This window comes from Streptomyces sp. SKN60, assembly GCF_026236535.1.
GTDB lineage: Bacteria > Actinomycetota > Actinomycetes > Streptomycetales > Streptomycetaceae > Streptomyces.
Genome location: NZ_JAHTMW010000002.1, coordinates 368780 through 393202 on the forward strand (window position 1 = coordinate 368780; position 24423 = coordinate 393202).

At 70.9% G+C, this 24423-nt stretch carries 21 protein-coding genes and 2 tRNA genes; 8 read left to right on the plus strand and 15 right to left on the minus strand.

Annotation, left to right across the window (positions count from 1 at the left end; translation table 11 throughout):
• Nucleotides 1-129: 129 nt before the first annotated feature.
• On the minus strand, nucleotides 130-1290 hold the full coding sequence (locus tag KV205_RS04795; RefSeq protein ID WP_265862384.1) for a sensor histidine kinase: 1161 nt from the start codon (nucleotides 1288-1290) through the stop codon (nucleotides 130-132).
• A 179-nt stretch (nucleotides 1291-1469) separates the two neighbouring features.
• Nucleotides 1470-4091, minus strand: coding sequence for a valine--tRNA ligase (locus tag KV205_RS04800; RefSeq protein WP_265862385.1), 2622 nt, complete (start codon nucleotides 4089-4091; stop codon nucleotides 1470-1472).
• Between the two features lie 138 nt (nucleotides 4092-4229).
• Between KV205_RS04800 and KV205_RS04805 the strand changes: the two genes are divergently transcribed.
• A complete protein-coding gene (locus tag KV205_RS04805) occupies nucleotides 4230-5192 on the plus strand; it encodes a hypothetical protein (RefSeq protein WP_265862387.1) in 963 nt (320 codons plus the stop codon).
• An 83-nt stretch (nucleotides 5193-5275) separates the two neighbouring features.
• Here the strand turns inward: KV205_RS04805 and clpX are convergent, their stop codons facing one another.
• The 5 genes from clpX to KV205_RS04830 form a co-directional block, all read right to left on the minus strand.
• Complete coding sequence (clpX, locus tag KV205_RS04810) at nucleotides 5276-6559, minus strand: ATP-dependent Clp protease ATP-binding subunit ClpX (protein WP_128980430.1); 1284 nt, start codon at nucleotides 6557-6559, stop codon at nucleotides 5276-5278.
• Between the two features lie 165 nt (nucleotides 6560-6724).
• Nucleotides 6725-7387, minus strand: coding sequence for an ATP-dependent Clp protease proteolytic subunit (locus KV205_RS04815; protein ID WP_265862391.1), 663 nt, complete (start codon nucleotides 7385-7387; stop codon nucleotides 6725-6727).
• 63 nt (nucleotides 7388-7450) lie between these two features.
• Nucleotides 7451-8068 carry an ATP-dependent Clp protease proteolytic subunit gene (locus tag KV205_RS04820; RefSeq protein ID WP_265862392.1) on the minus strand — a complete coding sequence of 206 codons (618 nt, stop codon included), beginning with the start codon at nucleotides 8066-8068 and terminating at the stop codon, nucleotides 7451-7453.
• A gap of 285 nt (nucleotides 8069-8353) precedes the next feature.
• Nucleotides 8354-9733 (minus strand): trigger factor, encoded by a 1380-nt coding sequence (gene tig / locus KV205_RS04825; RefSeq protein WP_265862394.1) that lies wholly within the window; start codon nucleotides 9731-9733, stop codon nucleotides 8354-8356.
• A 164-nt stretch (nucleotides 9734-9897) separates the two neighbouring features.
• A tRNA-Pro gene (locus tag KV205_RS04830) sits at nucleotides 9898-9974 on the minus strand.
• Between the two features lie 129 nt (nucleotides 9975-10103).
• Here KV205_RS04830 and KV205_RS04835 point away from each other — a divergent pair.
• Nucleotides 10104-10177: transfer RNA gene (locus KV205_RS04835), tRNA-Gly, on the plus strand.
• Between the two features lie 51 nt (nucleotides 10178-10228).
• Here KV205_RS04835 and KV205_RS04840 read toward each other — a convergent pair.
• From KV205_RS04840 to KV205_RS04850, 3 genes are all read right to left on the minus strand, one after another.
• On the minus strand, nucleotides 10229-10423 hold the full coding sequence (locus tag KV205_RS04840) for a hypothetical protein (RefSeq protein WP_265862396.1): 195 nt from the start codon (nucleotides 10421-10423) through the stop codon (nucleotides 10229-10231).
• Between the two features lie 170 nt (nucleotides 10424-10593).
• Nucleotides 10594-11085 carry an HD domain-containing protein gene (locus tag KV205_RS04845; RefSeq protein WP_265862397.1) on the minus strand — a complete coding sequence of 164 codons (492 nt, stop codon included), beginning with the start codon at nucleotides 11083-11085 and terminating at the stop codon, nucleotides 10594-10596.
• 3 nt (nucleotides 11086-11088) lie between these two features.
• Entirely contained in the window at nucleotides 11089-12234 is a 1146-nt protein-coding gene (locus tag KV205_RS04850; protein WP_265862398.1) for a PP2C family protein-serine/threonine phosphatase, read from the minus strand.
• Nucleotides 12235-12341: 107 nt separating this feature from the next.
• On the opposite strand from KV205_RS04850, the gene KV205_RS04855 reads away from it, so the two are divergent.
• On the plus strand, nucleotides 12342-13580 hold the full coding sequence (locus KV205_RS04855; RefSeq protein WP_265862399.1) for a GNAT family N-acetyltransferase: 1239 nt from the start codon (nucleotides 12342-12344) through the stop codon (nucleotides 13578-13580).
• Nucleotides 13581-13587: 7 nt separating this feature from the next.
• Here the strand turns inward: KV205_RS04855 and KV205_RS04860 are convergent, their stop codons facing one another.
• Together KV205_RS04860 and KV205_RS04865 are read right to left on the minus strand one after the other, a co-directional pair.
• Nucleotides 13588-14397, minus strand: a complete 810-nt coding sequence (locus KV205_RS04860; RefSeq protein WP_265862402.1) for an Fpg/Nei family DNA glycosylase — start codon at nucleotides 14395-14397, stop codon at nucleotides 13588-13590.
• On the minus strand, nucleotides 14397-14891 hold the full coding sequence (locus tag KV205_RS04865; RefSeq protein ID WP_265862404.1) for a ribose-5-phosphate isomerase: 495 nt from the start codon (nucleotides 14889-14891) through the stop codon (nucleotides 14397-14399). Before KV205_RS04865 ends, KV205_RS04860 begins: the two co-directional genes overlap by 1 nt.
• 217 nt (nucleotides 14892-15108) lie before the next feature.
• Between KV205_RS04865 and KV205_RS04870 the strand changes: the two genes are divergently transcribed.
• On the plus strand, nucleotides 15109-16569 hold the full coding sequence (locus KV205_RS04870) for an amino acid permease (RefSeq protein WP_265862405.1): 1461 nt from the start codon (nucleotides 15109-15111) through the stop codon (nucleotides 16567-16569).
• A gap of 66 nt (nucleotides 16570-16635) precedes the next feature.
• Nucleotides 16636-17934, plus strand: coding sequence for an FAD-binding oxidoreductase (locus KV205_RS04875; RefSeq protein WP_370412809.1), 1299 nt, complete (start codon nucleotides 16636-16638; stop codon nucleotides 17932-17934).
• Between the two features lie 27 nt (nucleotides 17935-17961).
• On the opposite strand, the gene KV205_RS04880 is transcribed toward KV205_RS04875, so the two are convergent.
• Entirely contained in the window at nucleotides 17962-18558 is a 597-nt protein-coding gene (locus tag KV205_RS04880; RefSeq protein WP_265862408.1) for a biotin transporter BioY, read from the minus strand.
• A 254-nt stretch (nucleotides 18559-18812) separates the two neighbouring features.
• Between KV205_RS04880 and KV205_RS04885 the strand changes: the two genes are divergently transcribed.
• Both KV205_RS04885 and KV205_RS04890 read left to right on the plus strand, forming a co-directional pair.
• A complete protein-coding gene (locus KV205_RS04885) occupies nucleotides 18813-20207 on the plus strand; it encodes an amino acid permease (RefSeq protein ID WP_265862409.1) in 1395 nt (464 codons plus the stop codon).
• Between the two features lie 117 nt (nucleotides 20208-20324).
• Nucleotides 20325-21773, plus strand: a complete 1449-nt coding sequence (locus KV205_RS04890) for an amino acid permease (protein WP_265862410.1) — start codon at nucleotides 20325-20327, stop codon at nucleotides 21771-21773.
• Between the two features lie 76 nt (nucleotides 21774-21849).
• On the opposite strand, the gene KV205_RS04895 is transcribed toward KV205_RS04890, so the two are convergent.
• Nucleotides 21850-22746: a hypothetical protein gene (locus KV205_RS04895; RefSeq protein WP_265862411.1), complete on the minus strand. Its 897-nt coding sequence runs from the start codon at nucleotides 22744-22746 to the stop codon at nucleotides 21850-21852.
• Nucleotides 22747-22986: 240 nt separating this feature from the next.
• On the opposite strand from KV205_RS04895, the gene KV205_RS04900 reads away from it, so the two are divergent.
• Nucleotides 22987-23631, plus strand: coding sequence for a superoxide dismutase (locus KV205_RS04900; protein WP_265862413.1), 645 nt, complete (start codon nucleotides 22987-22989; stop codon nucleotides 23629-23631).
• Nucleotides 23632-23761: 130 nt separating this feature from the next.
• Here the strand turns inward: KV205_RS04900 and KV205_RS04905 are convergent, their stop codons facing one another.
• The gene (locus KV205_RS04905; protein ID WP_265862414.1) at nucleotides 23762-24397 is read right to left on the minus strand and encodes a DsbA family protein; all 636 of its coding nucleotides are present in this window, start codon (nucleotides 24395-24397) and stop codon (nucleotides 23762-23764) included.
• Nucleotides 24398-24423: the final 26 nt, after the last annotated feature.

The following is a 24423-nucleotide window of genomic DNA, read 5'->3' on the forward strand; positions in this document are numbered from 1 at the left end:
CGGGCCGGGGCTCGCGGACGACCGCGGCCGGCACGGCCCGGGCGGACGCAGTCCTGCCCGGCGCGGCAGGCGCGGACCACGGCCCGCGAGGCCCCGGGCCGGACGCCCGGCCCAGGTGGGCTCGCTCGGCTACCGAAGCCCCGCCGGCAGCGCCGCCCGCACCACGTACGCGCCGTGCTCGCGCCCGGCGTTCAGGGTGCCGCCCATGCTGGTGACGCGTTCGGCCATGGAGACCAGGCCGGTGCCGGTGGAGACGGGGGCGCGGGCGGGCGGGGCCGGCGGGAGGGGGTTGCGGACCTCGACGCGGAGGTCGTCGGGGTCCTCGACGGTGATCGTGACGGTGACCGGGAGGCCGGGGGCGTGCTTGGCGGCGTTCGTGAGGCACTCGCGGACCACCCGGTGGACGGCCGTCTGGCGCAGCGGCGACAGGGCCTTCGCCTCCTCGGCGACCTCCAGGTGGACCGGGCTGCCCATCCGCTCGCTCTCCTCGGCGAGCGCGGCGAGACCGTCGGGGCCGTCCAGGCCGGGCGCGGCGGCCCCGTCGTCGCCGCGCCGCACGATCGTCTCGTTGAGCATCCGGTGGGCCCGCCGCGCGGTGTCCGCGAGCTCCTCGAAGTCCTGCCGGTACGCCGCTCCCCCGGCGTCCCGCCTGGCCCGTACGGCGAGCACCTCGGCCCGCACCGCGAGCACCGTGAGCTCGCGGCCGACCAGGTCGTGGACGTCCCGGCCGACCGAGATCCGCTCCTCCTGGACGGCCTGCCGGGCGGCGGCCTCGCGGCGCTGGGCCTCCAGGGCGCGCACCAGGTCGTGGCGGTACGCGGCGATGCCGACGCCCGCCGCGAGGACGCCGATCGGCACGACCAGGCTCAGGAAGTCGCTGAGCGTGTCGCCGTGCCGGGCGGGCCAGCCGGGCGTGTTGAAGTACGCGTAGGCGGCGGCCACGTACAGCAGGGTGGCGAGCACGGCGGTCCGGCGGCCCCGGAAGCGGCCGAGCGAGTACAGCGCGAACTGGATCATCGTCAGCTCGTGCAGCCAGCCCATCAGGGCCAGCGCCACCGCGAACGGCACCCAGGGCGCCTTGCGGCGCAGCACCAGCGTGGCCGCGCCGGCGCCGAGGACCAGGGTGGCGGTGACCCCGGTGAGCGAGTTGTCCTCGCGGGCGAGCCCCGGCACGTCCAGGACCATCAGGCCGAAGGCGCTCAGCGCGGCGACGACGTCCATGGCGCGGGGCGACACCGCCCACCGGTCCACGCAGCGGCGCAGCGCGGACGGGGTGGGAAGGGGAAGCATGCGTTCCATCATCCCGGGTCTTTCGTCCCGGGACGGGGGACCTGAAGTCCCGTCCGATGTGAGATCAGGCACTTTCCGATGAAATCGGCATGAAGCGACCTCGGCGGCGATACGCGGAAGGGCCCGGCACCGCGCGTGCGGTACCGGGCCCTTCCGTACTGCCTGTTACTGCCTACGGGCTACGCCTGCGGCAGGCTCTCCAGCTGCGCCTGGATGCGGGCGATGTCCTCGTCCGCCTTGGCGAGCCGGCCCTTGATCTTGTCGACCACGTTGTCCGGGGCCTTGGCCAGGAAGGCCTCGTTGCCGAGCTTGGCCTCGGCCTGCGCCTTCTCCTTCTCGGCGGCGGCCAGGTCCTTGGCGAGCCGCTTGCGCTCGGCGGCGACGTCGATCGTGCCCGACAGGTCGAGCGAGACCGTCGCGCCGGCGACCGGCAGGGAGGCGGTGGCGGCGAAGCCCTCGCCCTCCGGCTGGAGGCGGAGCAGCTGGCGGATGGCGGCCTCGTGCGCGGCGAGCGCGGTGCCGGCCAGCTCCAGGCGGGCCGGAACCTTCTGGGCGTCCTGGAGGCCCTGCTCCTTGCGGAACCGGCGGACCTCGGTGACGAGCCGCTGGACCAGCTCGATCTCGTCCTCGGCGGCCTTGTCGCGGAAGCCGCTGTCCTTCGGCCAGTCGGCGATCACCAGCGACTCTCCGCCCGTGAGGGTGGTCCAGAGGGTGTCGGTGACGAACGGGACGATCGGGTGCAGCAGCCGCAGCATCACGTCCAGGACCTCGCCGAGGACACGGCCGGAGACCTTGGCCTGCTCGCCGCCCGCGAAGAAGGTGGTCTTCGACAGCTCGACGTACCAGGCGAAGACCTCGTCCCACGCGAAGTGGTAGAGCGACTCACTCAGCTTGGCGAACTGGAAGTCCTCGTAGTACGCGTCGACCTGCGCGACCGTCTCGTTGAGCCGGGACAGGATCCAGCGGTCGGTCGCCGACATCGCGGAGGCGTCCGGCAGCGGGCCCTCGATCGTGGCGCCGTTCATCATCGCGAAACGGGTCGCGTTCCAGATCTTGTTGGCGAAGTTCCGGGACGCCTGGACCCAGTCCTCGCCGATCGGCACGTCCGCGCCCGGGTTGGCGCCCTTGGCCAGGGTGAAGCGGACGGCGTCGGAGCCGTACGCGTTCATCCAGTCCAGCGGGTCGACCGCGTTGGGGTTGGACTTCGACATCTTCTTGCCGAACTCGTCGCGGACGAGGCCGGTGAGGGCGACGGTCTTGAACGGGACCTCGCCGTCCATCGCGTACAGACCGAACATCATCATCCGGGCGACCCAGAAGAAGATGATGTCGTGGCCGGTGAGCAGGACGTCGGTCGAGTAGAACTTCGCCAGGTCCGGGGTCTGCTCCGGCCAGCCGAGGGTGGAGAACGGCCACAGGCCGGAGGAGAACCAGGTGTCCAGGACGTCGGGGTCCTGGGTCCAGCCCTCGCCCGTCGGCGCCTCGTCGTCCGGTCCGAGGCAGACGACCTCGCCGTCGGGGCCGTACCAGATCGGGATGCGGTGGCCCCACCACAACTGGCGCGAGATGCACCAGTCGTGCATGTTGTCGACCCAGTCGAAGTAGCGCTTGGAGAGCTCCTTCGGGTGGATGTCGACGGAGCCGTCGCGGACGGCGTCGCCGGCGGCCTGCGCCAGCGGGCCGACCTTGACCCACCACTGCATCGACAGACGCGGCTCGACGGTCGTCTTGCAGCGCGAGCAGTGGCCGACGGAGTGCATGTACGGGCGCTTCTCGGCGACGATCCGGCCCTGCTCCTTGAGCGCGCCGACGATCGCCGAGCGGGCCTCGAAGCGGTCCAGGCCGAGGAAGGGACCGTGGACGGTGATCACGCCGTGCTCGTCCATGACGGTGAGCGAGGGCAGGTCGTGGCGCTGGCCGATCGCGAAGTCGTTCGGGTCGTGCGCCGGGGTCACCTTGACGGCGCCGGTGCCGAACTCCGGGTCGACGTGCGTGTCGGCGACGACCGGGATCGTACGGTCCGTCAGCGGCAGCTTGATCTGCTTGCCGATCAGGTGGGCGTACCGCTCGTCGTCGGGGTGGACGGCGACGGCCGTGTCACCGAGCATCGTCTCGGCGCGGGTCGTCGCGACGACCAGGGAGTCCTCGCCCTCGCCGTACCGGATGGAGACGAGCTCGCCGGCGTCGTCCTGGTACTCGACCTCGATGTCGGAGATCGCGGTCAGACAGCGCGGGCACCAGTTGATGATGCGCTCGGCGCGGTAGATCAGACCGTCCTCGTACAGGTCCTTGAAGATCTTCTGGACGGCCCGGGAGAGGCCCTCGTCCATGGTGAAACGCTCGCGCGACCAGTCGAGACCGGCGCCGAGGCGGCGCAGCTGGCCGAGGATCCGGCCGCCGTACTCGTCCTTCCACTGCCAGACGCGCTCGACGAACTCCTCGCGGCCCAGGTCGTGGCGGGACTTGCCCTCCTCGGCGAGCTGCTGCTCGACCTTGTTCTGGGTCGCGATGCCGGCGTGGTCCATGCCCGGCAGCCACAGGGTCTCGAAGCCCTGCATGCGCTTGCGGCGGGTGAGGGCGTCCATCAGCGTCACCTGGAAGGCGTGGCCCAGGTGCAGGGCGCCGGTGACGTTCGGCGGCGGGATGACGATGGTGTACGGCGGCTTGTCGGACTTCGCGTCGGCCTCGAAGTAGCCGCGCTCTACCCAGCGCTCGTACAGCGGCCCCTCTACCTCGGCCGGCGTGTACTGGGTCGGCAATTCGGTGGTGGCTGCTGTCTGCTGCTGAGTGTTCTCGGTCACGGGCCCAGTTTAGGGGTGTCCCGGAGCTGTCCTGAAACTCGATTGTTCCGTAACGGTGTGCCCCCCAGCGCTCCGGCCCGTCGCGGCTTCCGACAGGATGTTCGCTACGCATAAACATCCTGTGAGGGGAACCTGTCCATGAGCTACAACCAGCCGGGCCCGTACGGCGGCGACCAGCCGAACCCCTACGGCCAGCAGCAGCCCGGCCCGTACGGCGGCCAGCCGAACCCTTACGGCCAGCAGCCCGCCCCGCAGCCGGGCTACGGCTACCCGCAGCAGGCCCCGCAGGGCGCCCCGTACGGCTACCCCCAGCAGCCCCAGCAGCCCGGCCCCTACGGCCAGCCGCAGCAGCCCCCGTACGGCGCCCCGCAGGGCCCGGGCGGATACCTGCCGCAGCCGCCGGCGCCGAAGAAGTCCAAGGCGGGCTGGGTCATCGGCGGCATCGCGGTCGTGGCGGCGATCGGTGTCGGCGCGTACTTCGTCCTGGGCGGGGGCGGCGCGGTGAACAGCGCGGTGAGCGACGACACCAAGGGGTACAAGCTGACCGCCCCGACGACGGTGGGCGAGTACAAGAGCACCGGGGCGGCGCCCAAGCCGACCACCCTGAACGCCGAGCAGAAGGCCCGGGCCGAGGCGCTGGGCGTGAAGAACCCCGCCCAGGTCTTCGCCCAGTACAAGAACGACATCGCGCCGCTCAAGGGCAAGCAGCTCAGCTTCAGCGGTCTGTACGGCGAGATCGCCGACCCGGACAAGACCATCGACAACTACTTCGCCAGCATCGGGAAGAACCCCGAGGCCAAGCAGCTCGGCATCTCGTACGAACTCGTCGGCACCGCCGAGGTCGTGGAGCCCGCCGGCTTCGAGGGCTCGCTGATGAAGTGCCAGAACGTGAAGATGACCAACGAGAAGAGCACCGGCTCGGCGGCCCTCGGCCCCAAGACGATGGAGGCCCCGACCTGCATCTGGGCCGACTACTCGACCGTCGGCTCGGTCAATCTGATCGATCTGTCGACCATGATGACGGGCGGCGCGGCGCTCCCGCAGTCCGAGGTGGCCGACCTCGCGGCCAAGCTCTACAACACCGCGCGCAGCAAGGCCTGACGGACACGAAGAGGGGCGCCCCACCGATCCGGTGGGGCGCCCCTCTTCGTGTCGCTTCGCGTCGCTTCGTGTCCCTGCGGCGCTTACGCGCTCTTCTCGTGACGGCCGTCGTTCTTCACGATGCGCGGGACCAGCGTCGGGTTGACGTTGTCGCGGACCACGTCCGCCGTGATGACCACGCGGGCCACGTCCTTGCGGGACGGGACCTCGTACATCACCGACTGGAGGACCTCCTCCATGATGGCGCGCAGGCCGCGCGCGCCGGTGCCGCGGAGGATGGCCTGGTCGGCGATGGCCTCCAGGGCCGGACGGTCGAAGTCCAGCTCGACGCCGTCGAGTTCGAAGAGGCGCTGGTACTGCTTCACCAGCGCGTTGCGCGGCTCGACGAGGATCTTGAGGAGCGCCTCGCGGTCCAGGTTGTGGACCGAGGTGATGACCGGGAGACGGCCGATGAACTCGGGGATCATCCCGAACTTCACCAGGTCCTCCGGCATGACCTCCTGGAACTGGTCGCTCGCCTCGATCTCGCGCTTGGAGCGGATGGTCGCCCCGAAGCCGATGCCCTTGGCGCCGGCCCGCGACTCGATGATCTTCTCCAGGCCGGCGAAGGCGCCGCCGACGATGAAGAGCACGTTCGTCGTGTCGATCTGGATGAACTCCTGGTGCGGGTGCTTCCGGCCGCCCTGCGGCGGGACGGAGGCCGTGGTGCCCTCCAGGATCTTCAGCAGGGCCTGCTGCACGCCCTCGCCGGAGACGTCGCGCGTGATCGACGGGTTTTCGCTCTTACGGGCGACCTTGTCGATCTCGTCGATGTAGATGATGCCGGTCTCGGCCTTCTTGACGTCGTAGTCCGCGGCCTGGATCAGCTTGAGCAGGATGTTCTCGACGTCCTCGCCGACATAGCCGGCCTCCGTCAGCGCGGTGGCGTCGGCGATGGCGAACGGCACGTTGAGCATCCGGGCCAGGGTCTGCGCCAGGAGCGTCTTGCCGGAGCCGGTCGGGCCGAGCAGCAGGATGTTGGACTTCGCCAGTTCGATGGCGTCGTCCCGGCCCTGCGCGCCGCCGTTCTCGCCGGCCTGGACGCGCTTGTAGTGGTTGTAGACCGCGACCGAGAGGGCCTTCTTCGCGGGCTCCTGCCCGACGACGTACCCCTCGAGGAACTCGTAGATCTCGCGCGGCTTGGGGAGTTCCTCCCACCGCACTTCGCTCGTCTCCGCGAGCTCTTCCTCGATGATCTCGTTGCAGAGGTCGATGCACTCGTCGCAGATGTACACACCGGGTCCTGCGATGAGCTTCTTCACCTGCTTCTGGCTCTTTCCGCAGAACGAGCACTTGAGCAGATCGCCGCCATCACCGATGCGTGCCACGAGGTGCTTCCCCTTCGCCTGGGAGCGCTTGGTTCAGCGACTCCTGGTGCCTCATATTCGACGGTACCTTGCCGGGCCCCCCGTTCGGGCCCCCCTTGGCACGGTTCACATGGATGCGATTCGGCCACACCTGCCGTGCGGACCGTGCCAGGGGAAGGTCGAGCGTCAGACCGACGCGCCCGCCGTGCTCTTGCGGGTCGAGATGATCTGGTCGATCAGGCCGTACGCGAGGGCGTCCTCGGCGGTCAGGATCTTGTCGCGCTCGATGTCGTCGCGGATCTTCTCGATGGGGGTCGAGGAGTGCTTGGCCAGCATCTCCTCCAGCTGGGTGCGCATGCGCAGGATCTCGTTGGCCGCGATCTCCAGGTCGGAGAGCTGCTCACGGCCGGTGCCGCCGGAGGGCTGGTGGATCAGCACGCGCGCGTTCGGCAGGGCCATCCGCTTGCCGGGGGTGCCGGCGGCGAGCAGCACGGCCGCGGCGGAGGCCGCCTGGCCCATGCAGACCGTCTGGATGTCCGGCTTCACGAACTGCATCGTGTCGTAGATGGCCGTCAGCGCGGTGAAGGAGCCACCGGGGCTGTTGATGTAGATCGAGATGTCGCGGTCCGGGTCCATCGACTCCAGGCACAGCAGCTGCGCCATGACGTCGTTGGCGGAGGCGTCGTCGATCTGCACGCCGAGGAAGATCACGCGCTCCTCGAACAGCTTCGCGTACGGGTCGTACTCGCGCACGCCCTGCGAGGTGCGCTCCACGAAGCGCGGGACGACATAGCGGTTGTCCATCGGCGCGCCGGTGTAGAGGCCGCTCGCGGAGAGGTTGTTCTGCATCTGGGTGTTCACCGTCCTGGTGGCGTTCGGCGGGGGTGGGGCTCTGGAGCGGGCTGCCTGGGCTCAGGCGCCCGTGCCGCCGCCGCCCGGGACACCCGCGGCGTGGGTGATGATGTCGTCGATGAGGCCGTACTCCTTGGCCTCCTGCGCGGTGAACCAGCGGTCGCGGTCGCCGTCGCGGATGATCGTCTCGACGGTCTGGCCGGAGTGGTGCGCGGTGATCTCGGCCATGCGCTTCTTCGTACGGAGCAGGTACTCGGCCTGGATCTTGATGTCCGAGGCGGTGCCGCCGATGCCGGCGGAGCCCTGGTGCATCAGGACGTCGGTGTTCGGGAGCGCGAAGCGCTTGCCGGCGGTGCCGCCGGTGAGCAGGAACTGGCCCATGGAGGCCGCCATGCCCATACCGATCGTCACGACGTCGTTGGGGATGTACTGCATGGTGTCGTAGATGGCCATGCCGGCCGTCACCGAGCCACCGGGGCTGTTGATGTAGAGGAAGATGTCCTTCTCCGGGTCGGCGGCCAGGAGGAGCATCTGCGCGGTGATCTTGTTCGCGATCTCGTCGTCGACCTGCTGGCCGAGGAAGATGATCCGCTCGCCGAGCAGCCGGTTGTAGACATGGTCGCCGAGGCCGCCACCGATGGACGGCTCACCCGCGGCGTAAGGCTTCAGATTCGTCACGTATCCACCTGCTCGTCTCCGACGGCCCCAAGCCGTCTCGCGTCTCGTTCTGAGGGCACTGCCCCCGTATTCATGGACCCTAACGCGCAGGTAGGACAACGCCATCCCGGTTCCCGAACTGTTCGCTGGGAGCGCAAGGTAGTTGGGCACGCATGAACGGGTCACCACGGGGCTCGGGACACCGGCAGGCGCAGGTCCCGGTACGTCCACGGGCCCGGTCGCACGATCGTGCGTCCGGGCCCGTGGCGCGGCGTTCGGCGGGCGGCGCGGGCCGCCCGGAGAGCCTTACTTGTCCTCGGCGACCTCGGCCTCGCCGGTGACGGCCTCGACCGTCTCCGTGGCCTGCTCCTCGTCCTCGTCGGACAGGTCGACCTCGTTGCCGTTGGTGTCGACGACCTTGGCGGCCTCGACGACGACCGCGAGGGCCTTGCCGCGGGCGACCTCGCCGACCAGCATCGGCACCTGGCCGCCCTGGACGACGGCCTGGGCGAACTGGTCGGGGGACATGCCGGAGGAGGCGGCGCGGCGCATGAGGTGCTCGGTGAGCTCCTCCTGGTCCACGTTCAGCTTCTCCTGGGAGACCAGCTCGTCGAGCAGGAACTGGGTCTTGATGCCCTTGACCGCCTGCTCCTTGGTCTCGGCCTCGAACTCCTCGACCGTCTTGCCCTGGAACTCCAGGTACTTCTCGAGGGTCAGGCCCATCTGGCCGAGCTGGTGGTGCTCCAGGTTGTGCTTGCGGGTGTTGATCTCGTCCTCGAGCAGCTTCTCGGGAACGGGGATCTCCGCGATCTCCAGGAACTTCTCCAGGACGCGCTCCTGGGCCTGGGTGGCCTGGTCGAACTGCTTCATGTTCTCCAGGCGCTTGCGGCTGTCGGCCTTGAGCTCGTCGAGGGTGTCGAACTCCGACGCCATCTGCGCGAACTCGTCGTCCAGCTCGGGGAGCTCGCGGGCGGCGACGGCGGTGACCTTGACGGTGACCTCGGCCTCCTTGCCCGCGGCCGAGCCGCCCTTCAGCTCGGAGGTGAAGGTGGCCTCGCCGCCGGCCTCCAGGCCGGTGACGGCGGCGTCGATGCCGTCGAGCAGCTCGCCGGAGCCGATGGTGTACGAGACACCGTCGGCGACACCGTCGGGCAGGACCTCGCCGTCGACCTTGGCCTGCAGGTCGATCGTGACGACGTCGCCCTCGGCGGCGGCGCGCTCGACCGGGTTCGTGGAGGCGAAGCGCTCGCGCAGCTGCTCCACGGACTTCTCGACGTCCTCGTCGGTGACCTCGATGGCGTCGACCTCGACCTCGATGCCGGAGTAGTCCGGGATCTCGATGGTCGGGCGGACGTCGACCTCGGCGGTGAAGGCCAGCAGCTCGCCGTCCTTCAGCTCCGTGATGTCGACCTCGGGCTGACCCAGCGGGTTGACCTCGGCCTCGTTCACGGCCTCGGTGTAGAACTTCGGGAGGGCGTCGTTGACGGCCTCCTCGAGCACCGCACCGCGGCCGAAGCGCTGGTCGATGACGCGCGCGGGGATCTTGCCCTTGCGGAAGCCCTTGACCGTGACCTGCTGGTTGATCTTCTTGTACGCCGCGTCGAGGCTGTCCTTGAGCTCCTCGAAGGGCACCTCGACAGTGAGCCGAACCCGGGTCGGGTTCAGGGTCTCCACGGCGCTCTTCACGGTTAGGTCTCCTTGATGGCTGATTCCTGGTTTCCGGCGGCACCGCCAGGGGCGGTTCCGGCCGATCGGCCCGGTCAGAGAGACACACGGGCACGCAGCTTGCATAGTAACCGCAAGCAGTGGGCGCCCCACAACGTGATCTTGGCTGGTCACGTGTTCCTGGCTGGTCGGGGTGGCGGGATTTGAACCCACGGCCTTCCGCTCCCAAAGCGGACGCGCTACCAAGCTGCGCCACACCCCGTCGGTGCGACACGTAGGGTACATGGACGGAGACGGTGCGACGCCCCCCTTTCCAAGGGGTGTGCGGGGACCCGTCCGGACCCGCTACGATGGCGTCCGTGCCGCGGCCCTGGCCTGCGGCTCCCTGTTTGCGGGCGTAGCTCAATGGTAGAGCCCTAGTCTTCCAAACTAGCTACGCGGGTTCGATTCCCGTCGCCCGCTCCACCGACCGAAGGCCCGCCGGACATCGTCCGGCGGGCCTTCGGCGTCAGAACGTCAGAACTTGATGCCGCCGATCGTCTGCGTTATCGAGTCGAGGAAGCGCTGGATGTCGTCGGCCATGCCCGTGGAGGCGAGGAAGAAGCCGAAGAGCACCGCGACGACGGCCGGTCCGGCCTTGAGGTTTCCGCCGCGGATCAGCACCACCAGGATGATCGCCAACAGCAGCACCACAGACAGTGAAATGGCCACAACTGATCACACCCTCGGTCGGTCCGCCTTGCCGCCCGGGAGCGCACGTCACAGAACACCCCCGCCGCATCTATCGTGCCACCAACTACCTGCCCGCTGCGGCCGGGTGACGAATCGTTGATGCACGGATCCGGCCGACGTGACGTATTTCTCTTCTGATGCGGAGGGCTTCAGAGAGGTCGGGTGAGGCCCAGCAGGGCCCGCACGCGCGCGTACTTGGCGGTGAGCCGGTCCCTGGTCGCGGGGTCGAGGACGGCGAGCCGGGCCGGGTCGGCGTTGTGGGCGAGGTCGGCCTCCTTGACCAGGAGGGCGCCGGGGGTGGCCAGAATGCGACGGGTGTACTCCTCGACGGGCTCGCCGGGGCGCTTGGTGAGGGCGCGGACCATGTCCTTGACCTCCGCAGGCAGGGCGGCGCCGGTCAGCCACTCCTCGGACAGGGCGTCGTCCTCGACGCTGTCGTGCAGCCAGCCGGCCGCGATCTGCGCCTCGCTGCCGCCCCCGGCCCGTACCCCCTCGGCGACGGCCCGCAGGTGTTCCGCGTAGGGGCGGCCCGCCTTGTCGGTCTGCCCGGCGTGGGCGGCGACGGCCAGGGCCTCGACCTCGGCCAGGGTGAGGTACGGGGCGGGATACGGGTCCGGATCCGGGTGCGGGGTGCCGGTCATTTCTCAGGCCCCCCGGCTGATCAGGAGCAGCGCGCGGTCGTCGTTGACGTCCTTGGCGCAGGCCTCGATGAGGTGCCAGGCGGCGCCCTCGAAGCCGCCGGCGACATGGCGGTCGGCCTCGCCGGTGAGGCGGTCGATGCCCTCGGCGATGTCGCGGTCGGGACTCTCGACGAGGCCGTCGGTGAAGAGCATCAGGACGTCGCCGGGGCGCAGGGAGCCCTTGACCGGGTGGAACTCGGCGCCGTCGTACACGCCGAGCAGCGGTCCGTCGGCGTCCTTCTCCTCCCAGCGGCCGGTGCCGGCGTGCAGCTGGAGCGCGGGCAGATGGCCGGCGGAGAGGAGTTCGTAGTCGCCGGACTCCAGGTCGAGGACGAGGTGGACGGAGGTGGCGAAGCCCTCGTCCCAGTCCTGGCGGAGCAGATAGCCGTTGGCGGCGGGCAGGAAGCCGTGCGGGGGCATCGAGCCGAGGAGACCGCCGAAGGCGCCGGAGAGCAGCAGGGCGCGGGAGCCGGCGTCCATGCCCTTGCCGGAGACGTCGGTGAGGACGACTTCGAGGGTGCGGCCGCCGTGGGTGCGGGCGGCGACGACGAAGTCGCCGGAGAAGGACTGGCCGCCGGCCGGGCGGAGCGCCATCTCGCGGTGCCAGCCGGCCGGCAGCCGGGGCAGCGCGCTCTGCACCCGGATGCGTTCGCGCAGGTCGAAGAGCATGGTGCCGCCGCGCCGCCAGGGCACGCCGACGCGGGCCCGGAACTGGGCGATGAGCAGGCCGAAGAGTCCGCAGGCGGCGACGACGAGGACGGTGCCGGGGGTGACCCGGGCAGGGCCCTGGGTGTAGGGGCCGAGGACGACGGACTCGACGATGAGCGCGCCGGCCGCCGCCGCGTACAGGCCGAGCAGGCTGGCGGGCCGCAGCAGCAGCCCGCCGGCGACGATCGGCAGGACCAGGGCGACGGGCGAACACCACACAGGGTCGACGAGCGAGCCGGCGGTGATGGCGGGGACGGTGAGGAGGAGTCCGGCGAGCGCGATCCAGTCGGAGCCGTCGCCGCGGAAGTAGTCGACCCCGCTCCGGCGCAGCGCGACGCGGGCCCGGCGGGCGCGCCTGCGCATCCGGGCCGCGTACGAGTCCACTGCGCCGCGACGTCCCATTGGCCTGGACCCTATCCACCCGGTCGGAGCTCGTGCAGGGGGACCCAGGTGACAACGTGTACGAAATCGGGTCGCGTCGGGTCAGGAGGCGCTGATATCGATGGCATATGACTACTGAACTGCGGGTGCTCGACGCTGCCGAGTGGGACGACTGGTACACAGTCCTTGAACGCGCGTTCGGCGGCGTCCCGGAGGCCGACGAGGAGCGCAAGCTCTGGCAGGAGCTCACCGAGCACGAGCGGTTCCTCGGCGCCTGGGACGGGGACCGGTGCGTCGGCACGGCGGGCGCCTTCTCCTTCCGCCTGTCGGTGCCCGGCGGGCGCGTGGTGCCGGCGGCGGGCGTGACGATGGTGAGCGTGGCCGGCACGCACCGGCGGCGCGGGATCCTCACCTCGATGATGCGGCGCCAGCTGGAGGACGTACGGAGCTGGGGCGAGCCGCTGGCGGTCCTGACGGCCTCGGAGCCGGTGATCTACGGCCGCTTCGGCTACGGGGCGGCGACGTTCGCGGCGCACGCGACGATCGACACGACCCGGGTGCGGCTGGAGGTGCCGGAGGGCCCGGAGGGCGTGGACGGGATCGCGCTGCGGGTGACGACGCCGACGGAGGCGCTCGACGCGACCGAGGCGGTGTACGCGAAGCTGGTCGCCGGCCGGCCCGGGATGCTGGAGCGGCGGCCCGGCTGGGAGCGCCTTGGGCTGCTCGACCCGCCGGGCGACCGGGCGGGCGCCTCGCCGCGCCTGTGCGTGCTCGCGGAGCGGGACGGGGAGGTCGTCGGCTACGCGCACTACGCGGTCAAGCCGGACTGGTCCTTCGCGGGCGCGGACGGCTCCGTGTCGGTGCACCAGCTGGCCGGGCTCGACCCGGTGGCGGAGGCGGCGCTGTGGCGGTACCTGTGCTCGGTGGACCTGACGGCGCGGGTGAAGGTGCACAGCCGGCCGGTGGACGACGCGTGGCAGCACCTGGTGACGGACATCCGGCGCTGCGAGCCGACGCTGCGGGAGATTCTCTTCGTGCGGCTCGTGGACGTGGGCGGGGCGCTGGCGGCGCGGACGTATCAGGCGCCGGTGGATGTGGTGGTGGAGGTCGCGGACGCGTTCTGTCCTTGGAACGAGGGGCGTTGGCGGCTGACGGGGGACAGCACCGGAGCCAGTTGCGTCCGGACGGACGATCCTGCGGATCTGGCGCTGTCCGTGCGGGAGTTGGGGGCGGCGTACCTGGGCGGCGTGTCGCTGGTGTCGCTGGCGGGGGCGGGGCGCGTGCGCGAGCTGCGGGACGGGGCGCTGGTCGAGGCGTCCGTCGCCTTCGGGTCACCGGTGGCCCCGTGGTTGCCGCACACGTTCTAGCGACCCGCTAGGGGCGCTGGCACCCCGGGCACCAGAACAGGTTCCGTGCCGCCAGTTCCGCCGTGCGGATCTCCGTGCCGCAGATGTGGCAGGGCCGGCGGTCGCGGCGGTAGACGTAGACCTCGCCGCCGTGGTCGTCGACGCGGGGCGGGCGGCCCATGGCCTCGGGGGTGTGTTCGGGGCGGACCGTGTCGATGCGGTTGAGGCGGACGCCCTCGCGCATCAGCATCGCGAGGTCGGCCCAGATCGCGTCCCACTCCCCCGGGGTCAGGTCCTTGCCGGCGCGATACGGGTCGATGCCGTGCCGGAAGAGGACCTCGGCGCGGTAGACGTTGCCGACGCCCGCGACGATCTTCTGGTCCATGAGGAGCGCGGCGATCGTCGTACGGGAGCGGGAGACGCGCTTCCAGGCGCGGCCGGGGTCGGCGTCCTCGCGCAGCGGGTCGGGGCCGAGGCGCTCGTGTATCGCCTGCTTCTCGGCGTCGGTGATGAGCGCGCAGGTGGTGGGGCCGCGCAGGTCGACGTACGACTCGGGGTTGGCGAGCCGCAGCCGGACGGTGTCCGTGGGCGGCGGGGCCGGGGCGTCGCCGAAGCCGACCTTGCCGAAGAGGCCGAGGTGGATGTGCACCCATTCGTCTCCGGGAAAGCCGAGGAAGAGGTGCTTGCCGTGCGCCTCGGTGCGCTCCAGGACGGTGCCGTCGAGCAGGGCCGCCGAGTCGGCGAACTTGCCCTGGGGGCTGGAGACGCGCACGGACCGGCCGCCGAACCGTTCCCGGTAGTCGGCGGCCAGCCGGTGGATGGTGTGCCCTTCGGGCATCAGGCGGTGGGCTCCTGCGGGTGGTGGGCCGGGATGGGAGGCAGGACGCCCTCCGTCTCGTAGGCCGAGAGCATCTCGATGCGGCGGGTGTGACGCTCGTCACCGGAGTACGGGGTGTTCAGGAAGATCTCGACGAACTTGGTCGCCTCTTCCTCGGAGTGCATCCGGGCGCCGACGGCGACCACGTTGGCGTTGTTGTGCTCGCGGCCGAGGGCGGCGGTCTGCTCGCTCCAGGCGAGGGCGGCACGGACGCCCTTGACCTTGTTGGCGGCGATCTGCTCGCCGTTGCCGGAGCCGCCGATCACGATGCCGAGGCTGCCCTCGTCGGCGGCGGTCTTCTCCGCGGCGCGCAGGCAGAACGGCGGGTAGTCGTCCTGGGCGTCGTAGATGTGGGGCCCGCAGTCGACGGCCTCGTGGCCGTGGGCCTTCAGCCATTCGACGAGGTGGTTCTTGAGTTCGTAGCCGGCGTGATCGGAGCCGAGGTAGACGCGCATGTTCCGAGTGTGGCACGGCCGTGAGCGGGTAGCGGTCAGCGGGGTCGGGACCTCCGACAGGCCGTCGGAAGGACTTTGGTCCCGCCTGGTCTGGACCTTATGTCCCGCATATGTCCTGAATCACGATCCGGAATCAACTCTTCCGTACCCACCGGTCGCCCTGTTTCATGTCTCCAGCTCGCGACCCGAGCACGCCCCCACACCGAAGGAAGCGTTCATGAACACGCAGCCGACCCTGGCGAAGGAAGGCGGAACCACCGGAAACCCCGGTGAAAACCAGCCGACCGACTCCAACGGCCTGAAGGCCGGGCTGAAGAACCGCCACCTGTCGATGATCGCCATCGGCGGTGTCATCGGCGCCGGTCTCTTCGTCGGCTCCGGCTCCGGCATCGCCGCCGCCGGTCCCGCCATCCTCCTCTCCTACGCGCTCGTCGGCGCCATGGTCGTCTTCGTGATGCGGATGCTCGGCGAGATGGCCGCCGCCCGCCCCTCCTCCGGCTCCTTCTCCGCCTACGCGGACCAGGCGCTCGGTCGCTGGGCCGGCTTCACCATCGGCTGGCTGTACTGGTTCTTCTGGGTGGTCGTGCTCGCCGTCGAGGCGACCGCCGGTGCCGTGATCCTGGAGAGCTGGATCCCGGCCGTCCCGCAGTGGGCCTGGGCGCTCATCGTGATGGTCGTGCTCACCGCGACCAACCTCGGCTCCGTCGCCTCGTACGGCGAGTTCGAGTTCTGGTTCGCCGGCATCAAGGTCGTCGCCATCGGCGCCTTCGTGGTCATCGGCCTGCTCGCCGTCTTCGGCGTACTGCCCGGCTCGGACAACCCGGGCGCCGGATTCGCGCATCTCACCGACGCCGGCGGGTTCTTCCCGATGGGCGCGGGCGCGATCCTCACCGGTGTGCTGATGGTCGTCTTCTCCTTCATGGGCTCCGAGATCGTCACCCTCGCCGCCGGCGAGTCGGAGGACCCGCAGCGCGCCGTCACCAAGGCCACCAACAGCGTGATCTGGCGGATCGGCGTCTTCTACCTGGGCTCGATCTTCGTCGTCCTCACCCTGCTGCCGTGGAACGACAAGTCGATCACCGAGAAGGGCTCGTACGTCGCGGCCCTCGACTCCATCGGCATCCCGGGCGCCGGCCAGATCATGAACGTGATCGTCCTGACCGCCGTCCTGTCCTGCCTGAACTCGGGCCTCTACACCGCCTCCCGCATGGCCTTCTCCCTCGGCCAGCGCGGTGACGCGCCCAAGGCCTTCGCCCGCACCAACACCCGCGGTGTCCCGGTGGCGGCGATCCTCGCCTCGGTGGTCTTCGGCTTCGTCGCGGTCTTCTTCAACTACTGGCGCCCGGACGACGTCTTCGCCTTCCTGCTGAACTCCTCCGGCGCGGTGGCGCTGTTCGTGTGGCTGGTCATCTGCCTCACCCAGCTGCGGATGCGGAAGATCATCCTGCGCGAGTCGCCGGAGAAGCTCGTCGTGAAGATGTGGCTCTTCCCGTACCTGACCTATGCCACCGCCGCGATGATCGTCTTCGTCCTCGGCTACATGGTCTACGACGGCGGCAGCAACCGTGAGCAGGTCGTGCTCTCGCTGCTCGTCGCGGCGCTCGTCCTGGCGATCGGCCTGGTCAAGGACCGGGTCCGGAAGTCCAAGGCGCAGTCGGAGCTCGTCGACACGGTCTGAACCGCGATCACCGTCCGAACCGCGATCACCGCGATCGCTTCCCATACCTGACGGAGGCTGTCAGGTATGAGGCGGAAGCTCTCCGTACACCCACCCCCTCGGGAACGGAGAGCTTCCGTGTTTTTCCAGACCGCCTTCGCCGTCCGGCCCGACCGCCTCGTCTCCGCCACCGGGCCGGAGGACGTCCGTGCCGCCGTGCGGTACGCCGCCGAGCACGGCCTGTCCGTCACCGTCACCAGCACCGGGCACGGGCTCGGCGGGCCCGTCGAGGGCGGGGTCCTGATCGACACCCGGGCCATGGACGGGGTCGAGGTCGACCCGGTGGCCCGCACCGCGCGGATCGGCGCCGGGGCGCGCTGGGGGCAGGTGGTCGAGGCGGCCGCGCCGCACGGCCTGGCCCCGCTGAACGGCTCCTCGCCGGGCGTCGGCGCGGTCGGCTATCTCCTCGGCGGCGGGCTCGGGATCCTGGGCCGGACCCACGGCTGGGCCGCCGACCGGGTGCGCGCGGTCGACCTGGTGACGGCGGACGGCGCCGTGCGACGCCTGGTGCCGGGAGATGCGGCGTTCGGAGCGCTGCTCGGCGGCGGAGCCGTGCACCGGTTCGGCGTGGTCACCGAGGTGACCGTCGACCTGGTGCCGGTCGCGCGGCTCTACGGCGGCTCGATCGCCTTCGACGGGGCGGCGGTGGACCCGGCCGGGCTGCTGCGGGGGTACGTGCGCTGGGCCGAGGGCCTGCCAGCCGCCCTGACCTCCTCGCTCGCCGCGCTCGTCCACCCCGACGCGCCCGCTCTGCCGCCGCGGCTGCGCGGGCGGTACGTGCTCTCGGTGCGGGTCGCCTTCACGGGGGACGCCGTCGAGGGCGAGCGCCTGGTGGCGCCGCTGCGGGCGCTCGGACCCGCGCTCTCGGACTCGCTGCGGGAGCTCCCGTACAGCGAGAGCCCCTCGATCCACGCCGACCCGGACTTCCCGCACGCCTACTGGGGCGACGGGATCCTGCTGGACACGGCGGACGTCGACGCCCTGGTGGAGGTGCTGCGGCTGACCGGGCCGGAGGCCGGGCGGATGGCGGTGGTGCAGCTCAACCACCTGGGCGGGGCGCTGGCCGCGGAGGGGCCGGCCTCGGTGCCGTACCGCGAGGCGGGCTGGCTGGTGCGGGCGCTGTATCCGCTGGACGAGGCGGGGGCGGCGCCCGTACGGGAGCTGCACGCGCGCGTGGAGGCGGCGCTGGCGCCGCGGACCCTCGGCCGCGCGGTGAACTTCGTGTTCGGCGACCGGGAGCGCACGGAGGGGCTGTACGACCCGGAGACGGCGAAGAGGCTCGCCGCGGTCAAGTCGGAGCTCGATCCGGCGAACCTCTTCGGGTGAACGCAGAAAGAAGGAAGGAAGGGATGGTCAGCCCTGGCGGCCGCCGACCAGCTTCCAGGAGGCGGGCAGCAGGCCCATGGCCAGGGCCGCCTTCAGGGCGTCGCCGATGAGGAAGGGCGTCAGGCCCGCGGCGACGGCCTGGCCGAAGGACATGCCGGTGGCGAGGGCCAGGTAGGGCACGCCGACCGCGTAGATGATCGCGGAGCCGAGCACCATCGTGCCGGCCGTGCGCAGCACCGAGCGGTCGGCGCCGCGGCGGGCGAGGCCGCCGACCACGGTGGCGGCGAGCAGCATGCCGAGGATGTAGCCGAAGGACGGCATGGCCCAGCCCGAGGACGCCTCGGCGAACCACGGCACGCCCGCCATGCCGGCGACGGCGTACAGCGCGAGGGAGAGGAAGCCGCGGCGGGCGCCGAGCGCGGTGCCGACGAGCAGGGCGGCGAAGGTCTGGCCGGAGACCGGGACCGGGGAGCCCGGGACGGGCACGGTGAGCTGCGCGGCCAGGCCGGTGAGCGCGGCGCCGCCGACGACGAGCGCGAGGCCGCGGACGCGGCTCGCCGGGATCAGGTCGGCGAGGACCGTACCGGAACGGAGGGAGGAGACGGGGGCGGCGGCGGTGCTCATCGGTACTCCGCGGGGCGAGGGGACAGGGGCAGGCTCGACCGTATGCCAGGAGTGAACGCCCGATCACGGTCAGCCGCCCACAAAGCCCGGGGCGCGCTCTTCGTGGAGATCGAACAAGTCGGCCGCTCACGCCCGCGCGCCACGTGACGCTCGTCACGGGGAAGACCTGCCAGGAGATCCCTTTTGCGTCGGCGCCGCCTCAGCGGAGAGACTGTGGGGTCCCCATAAACAACCGAAGAGCGTGAGCCACTCACATGCACGACGCACCACCCGCCCCGCCGTCCCGCCTGGCCCCCGAACCGGAGCCGCTCTCGCACGGGCTGAAGCAGCGTCATCTGACGATGCTGGGCCTGGGCGGGGTGATCGGCGCCGGTCTGTTCGTCGGTTCGGGCGCGGGCATCGCGGTCGCGGGTCCCGGGATCGTCGTCTCGTATCTGCTCGCGGGCGCGCTGGCGATGCTGGTCATGCGGATGCTGGGCGAGATGTCGGCGGCGATGCCGGCCTCCGGCGCGTTCTCGGTGCACGCGGAGCGGGCGCTCGGGCGCTGGGCGGGCTTCTCGGTGGGCTGGCTGTACTGGTTCCTGCTCGTCGTGGTGCTCGCGGTGGAGGCGACGGGCGCGGCCCGGATCGCGCACGGCTGGGTGCCCGGGGTGCCGCAGTGGGGCTGGGTGCTGGTCTTCATGCTGGTGTTCACGGCGGCCAACCTGGCGGCGGTGAGGAACTTCGGCGAGTTCGAGTTCTGGTTCGCCGCCCTGAAGGTCGGCGCGATCGTCCTCTTCCTGGTCCTCGGCGCCCTCGCGATCATCGGCTGGCTGCCCGACACCGACCCGGTGGGGCTCGCGAATCTGACGGGCCAGGGCGGTTTCCTGCCGCACGGCTGGTCAGGGGTGGTGTCCGGGGTCCTCGCGGTCGTCTTCGCCTTCGGCGGTCTGGAGGTCGTGACGATCGCGGCGGCCGAGTCCGACGACCCGGCGCGCAACGTGGCGCGGGCGGTGCGCAGCGCGGTGTGGCGGATCCTCTTCTTCTACGTGGGCTCGATGCTGGTGATCGTGACCCTGCTGCCGTGGACGGCGATCGAGCCGGGCGAGTCGCCGTACGTGGCGGTGCTCGACGCGATCGGGGTGCCGGGGGCCGGCCAGATCATGAACGTGGTGGTGTTCGTGGCGCTGCTCTCGGCGCTGAACGCCAACCTCTACGGCTCGTCCCGGATGGTCTTCTCGCTGGCCGAGCGCGGGGAGGCGCCGCGGGGGCTGTTGAAGGTCTCGGGCGGCGGGGTGCCGCTGCGGGCGGTGCTCGCCTCGGTGGCCTTCGGCTTCGTCTCGGTGCTGCTCAATCTGAAGTGGCCGGATTCCGTCTTCCTCTACATGCTCAACGCGGTCGGCGCGGTGCTGCTGTTCGTGTGGGCGCTGATCGCGGTGTCCCAACTGCGGCTGCGGCGCCGGATCGAGCGGGAGGCGCCCGAGACGCTGACCCTGCGGATGTGGGGCTTCCCGTGGCTGACCTGGCTGGCGCTCGCGGCGATGGGCGTGGTGCTCGTCCTGATGCTGCTCGACGACGGGGCGCGGCCGCAGGTGCTGTGGTCGGCCGGGGCGACGGCGGCGGTCCTGGTGGTGGCGTGGGTGCGCGAGATCCGCACGGGCCGCACCTGAATCTTCACCTTGTGTGAAACCGGTGCCCGTATAGCGGACACCTGTTCCCTGTGAGCGGGGCGGCCCCACAGACTGTGGGCCACCTCCCCTGTCTCAGCTAGTGAACAGAGTTCGCCCATGTCTCGGACCACCGCGCCCGCGCCGGCCGACCGCAAGGACGGCGCGACGACCCCCACCGGGGGCCTGACCCATGGCCTCAAGCAGCGCCATCTGTCGATGATCGCGCTCGGCGGCGTCATCGGCGCCGGCCTGTTCGTCGGCTCCGGCGCCGGCATCGCCGCCGCCGGACCGTCGATCGTCCTCGCGTACACGCTCTCCGGTCTGCTCGTCATGCTCGTGATGCGCATGCTGGGCGAGATGTCGGCGGCGTACCCGTCCTCCGGCTCGTTCTCCTCGCACGCCGAGCGGGCCTTCGGCTCGTGGGCCGGCTTCGCCTCCGGCTGGGCGTTCTGGGTGCTGCTCAGCGTGGCCGTCGGCCTGGAGGGCATCGGCGCGGCGAAGATCGTCACCGGCTGGCTGCCGGGCACGCCCGAGTGGGCCTGGGTCGCGCTCTTCATGCTGGTGTTCTGCGGCACCAACCTGGCCGCCGTGAAGAACTTCGGCGAGTTCGAGTTCTGGTTCGCCGCCCTGAAGGTCGGCGCGATCGCGCTCTTCCTCGGCCTCGGCGTGCTCGCCATCACGGGCGTGCTGCCCGGCACCGACTCCCCCGGCACCGCCAACCTCTTCGGCCAGGGCGGCTTCCTGCCCAACGGCAGCGAGGGCCTGGTCATCGGCCTGCTCGCCTCGGTCTTCTCGTACGGCGGCATGGAGACCGTCACCATCGCCGCCGCCGAGTCCGACAACCCCGTCCAGGGCGTCGCGAAGGCCGTGCGCACCGCGATGTGGCGCATCTCGCTCTTCTACATCGGCTCGATGGCCGTCGTCGTCACCCTCATCCCGTGGGACGACAAGGCGGTCGTCGAGAAGGGCCCGTACGTCGCCGCCCTCGACCACCTGGGCATCCCCGGCGCCGGACAGATCATGAACGTCGTGGTCCTGGTCGCCCTGCTCTCCGCGATGAACGCCAACATCTACGGCTCCTCGCGCATCGCCTTCTCCCTGGTCGGCCGCGGCCTCGGCCCGCAGGTGCTCGGCAAGGTCTTCGCCGGCGTGCCGCGCCCGGCCGTCCTCGCCTCCTGCTTCTTCGGCTTCGTCTGCGTGGGCCTGAACTACTGGTCGCCCGACAAGATCTTCCCGTGGCTGCTCAACATGATCGGCGGCGTGATCCTGGTCGTCTGGATCTTCATCGCCGCCTCGCAGCTGGTGCTGCGCCGCCGCCTGGAGCGCGAGGCGCCGGAGAAGCTGGTCGTGCGGATGTGGCTCTACCCGGGCCTGACCTATGTCGCCCTGGCCGGCATGGCGGTCATCTTCTTCCTGATGGCCCGCGAGGCGGACACCCGCGTGCAGTTGTACGCGACGGGCGCGATGACGCTGGTCCTCGCCGTGATCGGCGTGGTGCGGCAGAAGGCGCGGGCCGGTGAGCCGGCCGGTGCGGGCGCGGTGACGCCCGCGACCGAGGAGGTCTGACGGTCCCGTCATCAGACGTGCGGTGCCCCGCCGAGCCTCTGCTCGGCGGGGCACCGCACGTTTTCAGGAGATACGGCTACGCGCAGTACGGGGCGGTGCGCACGTATCCGCCCTGGTTCTCGTCGTCCGTGCCGAGCAGCGCGTCACCCGTGCCCGGCAGGCACTCCACCGCCTCGACCTTGTAGCCGGGGAAGGTGCCGAGGAGGGTGGGCGTGGCGGCGAGGGCGACCCGGACGCGGCCGGTGGCCGACAGGCTCACCTGGCCGATGTCGCTGACGGCGGAGTCGAAGGGGCCGTCGTCACCGGCGTCCGAGGCCGAACCGGCCAGGATCCGGCCGGAGTCGGTCACCGCGAGGTCGGAGATGTGCCGGGTGCCGTCGCCCTGCGGGTACGAGGAGGTGTACGCGCGCCGGGTCACGGCGCCGAACAGCGGCTGCCCCCAGGCGGCGAAGGTGAGCGGCGCCGCGTACAGGGTGGCCGGGCGGTCCGGGCCGTCGCCGCGGTCGGCCCAGAGCGCGGCGAACCTCCCGTCCCGGGCGACGAGCGCGAAGCTCTCGTAGTCGTCGCCCGGCCCGATCGCGGGCAGCGGGGCGTAGTCCACGACGGTGGCCGTGGCGCCGTCGACCTTGATCCGGTAGACGATGCCGCGCGAGGCGAGCGCCAGGTACTCGCCGGGTGCTCCGGGGACGGCCTCGACGGCCTCCAGGTCGTTGGGCTCGGCCCCGCTCCAGGTGAGCCGCCCGACGGCGAGGGCGCCGTCCCGGTACGAGACCCGGGAGAGCCGGGGCTGCCCGGAGCGCTTGTTGTCGTTGACGAACAGGGCGCTGTCGCTGCCCGGTCCCTCACTGGCGAGGCCGCTGACGCCGCTGCGGGCGTCGGTGCCCACCTGCTGCCAGGGGTCGGCGGCCTGGGCCGGGGTGGTGAGCAGGGCGACGAGGGCAGCGGCGGCGGCGAATCTCCGGGTGAGCTTCATGCCCCGCACGTTATGGATCTTGAACGGGCCCGGAACAGGGCGGACTACTCCGGACGGCGGAGCGCGCGGAAGCAGTCACGGGGCGCAGGGCGCGGTGGGCCGGGACCCGGGCAGGGCCTGGACGGGGCCTGGACGGGGCCTGGACGGGGCCTAGGTCCAAGGGCTGATCAACTTCGGCAGCTCCTGCTGCTAGCCTGCACTTGCATATGGTGTGCAATAAGCCTTCGGAGGGGTCGGCCCATGGCGATCTACACGCTTCCTGAACTGCCGTACGACTACGCGGCGCTGGAGCCGGTGATCAACCCGCAGATCATCGAGCTGCACCACGACAAGCACCACGCGGCCTATGTGAAGGGTGCGAACGACACCCTGGAGCAGCTGGCGGAGGCCCGCGACAAGGAGCAGTGGGGGTCGGTCAACGGGCTCGAGAAGAGCCTGGCCTTCCATCTGTCCGGCCACATCCTGCACTCGATCTACTGGAACAACATGAACAGCCCGAAGGACGGAGGCGGCGGCGAGCCGCTGGCCGCCGACGGGGTCGGCGAGCTCGCCGACGCGATCACCGAGTCCTTCGGCTCCTTCGCCGGGTTCAAGGCCCAGCTGACCAAGGCCGCCGCGACCACCCAGGGCTCCGGCTGGGGCGTCCTCGCCTACGAGCCGATCAGCGGCCGGCTGATCGTCGAGCAGGTCTACGACCACCAGGGCAACGTGGGCCAGGGCTCGGTCCCGATCCTGGTCTTCGACGCCTGGGAGCACGCCTTCTACCTGCAGTACAAGAACCAGAAGGTCGACTTCATCGAGGCCATGTGGCAGGTCGTCAACTGGCAGGACGTGCAGCGGCGCTACGCCGACGCCAAGGGCCGCACCCCGCTGATCGGCATCTGAGCCTCCGCGCTCCCCGTACTCCTGCTCGTGAACGTCTTCTCACACCTTCACCGGGCAGGCGGATGAAAGAGGAACCCCCGCGATGAAGGGCATCGCGGGGGTTCTTCCGTACGGCACAGGGGCGGGCGGACTACTCGAAGCTGGGGTTCGCCGTCCGGGTGCGCTTGATCTCGAAGAAGCCGGGCGTCGCGGCGACGAGCAGGGTGCCGTCCCACAGCCGGGCCGCGGCCTCGCCGCGCGGGGTCGGGGTGACGACCGGGCCGAAGAAGGAGACCTCGTCGCCGTCCGGGCCGGGCACGGAGATCACCGGGGTGCCGACGTCCTGGCCGACCTTGTCGATGCCCTCCTGGTGGGAGGCGCGCAGCTCGGTGTCGTAGGTGTCCTTGTCCATGAAGTCGGCGAGCTCGGCCGGCAGGCCGACGTCGGTGAGCGCGCCGACGACCGCCTCGCGGGTCGGGCCCTCGCCGTTGTTGTGGAACCGGGTGCCGAGCGCCGTGTAGAGCTTGCCGACGACCTCGTCGCCGTGCAGCTGCTGGGCCGCGATCACCACGCGGACCGGGCCCCAGGCCTGGGTCTCCAGCATCTCCCGGTACTGCTCGGGCAGCTCGTCCAGCCGGTTCTCGTTCAGCACGGCCAGGCTCATCACCTTCCAGCGCACGTCGACCGGGCGCACCTTCTCCACCTCCAGCATCCAGCGGGAGGTCATCCAGGCCCACGGGCACAGCGGGTCGAAGAAGAACTCGGCGGTGGTCCTGCTCTCGGACATGTGACTCCTCGGCAAACGGTCTCGGT

Coding starts and splice junctions, on each gene's coding strand:
- KV205_RS04845 (WP_265862397.1), bottom strand. CDS start 11,085: ATGACCGGCACCCCGCACCCGGATCCGGACCCGTATCCCGCCCCGTAC.
- KV205_RS04885 (WP_265862409.1), top strand. CDS start 18,813: ATGCACGACGCACCACCCGCCCCGCCGTCCCGCCTGGCCCCCGAACCG.
- KV205_RS04850 (WP_265862398.1), bottom strand. CDS start 12,234: ATGGGACGTCGCGGCGCAGTGGACTCGTACGCGGCCCGGATGCGCAGG.
- KV205_RS04905 (WP_265862414.1), bottom strand. CDS start 24,397: ATGTCCGAGAGCAGGACCACCGCCGAGTTCTTCTTCGACCCGCTGTGC.
- KV205_RS04875 (WP_370412809.1), top strand. CDS start 16,636: ATGAGGCGGAAGCTCTCCGTACACCCACCCCCTCGGGAACGGAGAGCT.
- KV205_RS04870 (WP_265862405.1), top strand. CDS start 15,109: ATGAACACGCAGCCGACCCTGGCGAAGGAAGGCGGAACCACCGGAAAC.
- KV205_RS04855 (WP_265862399.1), top strand. CDS start 12,342: ATGACTACTGAACTGCGGGTGCTCGACGCTGCCGAGTGGGACGACTGG.
- KV205_RS04865 (WP_265862404.1), bottom strand. CDS start 14,891: ATGCGCGTCTACCTCGGCTCCGATCACGCCGGCTACGAACTCAAGAAC.
- KV205_RS04895 (WP_265862411.1), bottom strand. CDS start 22,746: ATGAAGCTCACCCGGAGATTCGCCGCCGCCGCTGCCCTCGTCGCCCTG.
- KV205_RS04805 (WP_265862387.1), top strand. CDS start 4,230: ATGAGCTACAACCAGCCGGGCCCGTACGGCGGCGACCAGCCGAACCCC.
- KV205_RS04890 (WP_265862410.1), top strand. CDS start 20,325: ATGTCTCGGACCACCGCGCCCGCGCCGGCCGACCGCAAGGACGGCGCG.
- KV205_RS04860 (WP_265862402.1), bottom strand. CDS start 14,397: ATGCCCGAAGGGCACACCATCCACCGGCTGGCCGCCGACTACCGGGAA.
- KV205_RS04880 (WP_265862408.1), bottom strand. CDS start 18,558: ATGAGCACCGCCGCCGCCCCCGTCTCCTCCCTCCGTTCCGGTACGGTC.
- KV205_RS04900 (WP_265862413.1), top strand. CDS start 22,987: ATGGCGATCTACACGCTTCCTGAACTGCCGTACGACTACGCGGCGCTG.
- KV205_RS04815 (WP_265862391.1), bottom strand. CDS start 7,387: ATGCAGAACAACCTCTCCGCGAGCGGCCTCTACACCGGCGCGCCGATG.
- KV205_RS04795 (WP_265862384.1), bottom strand. CDS start 1,290: ATGCTTCCCCTTCCCACCCCGTCCGCGCTGCGCCGCTGCGTGGACCGG.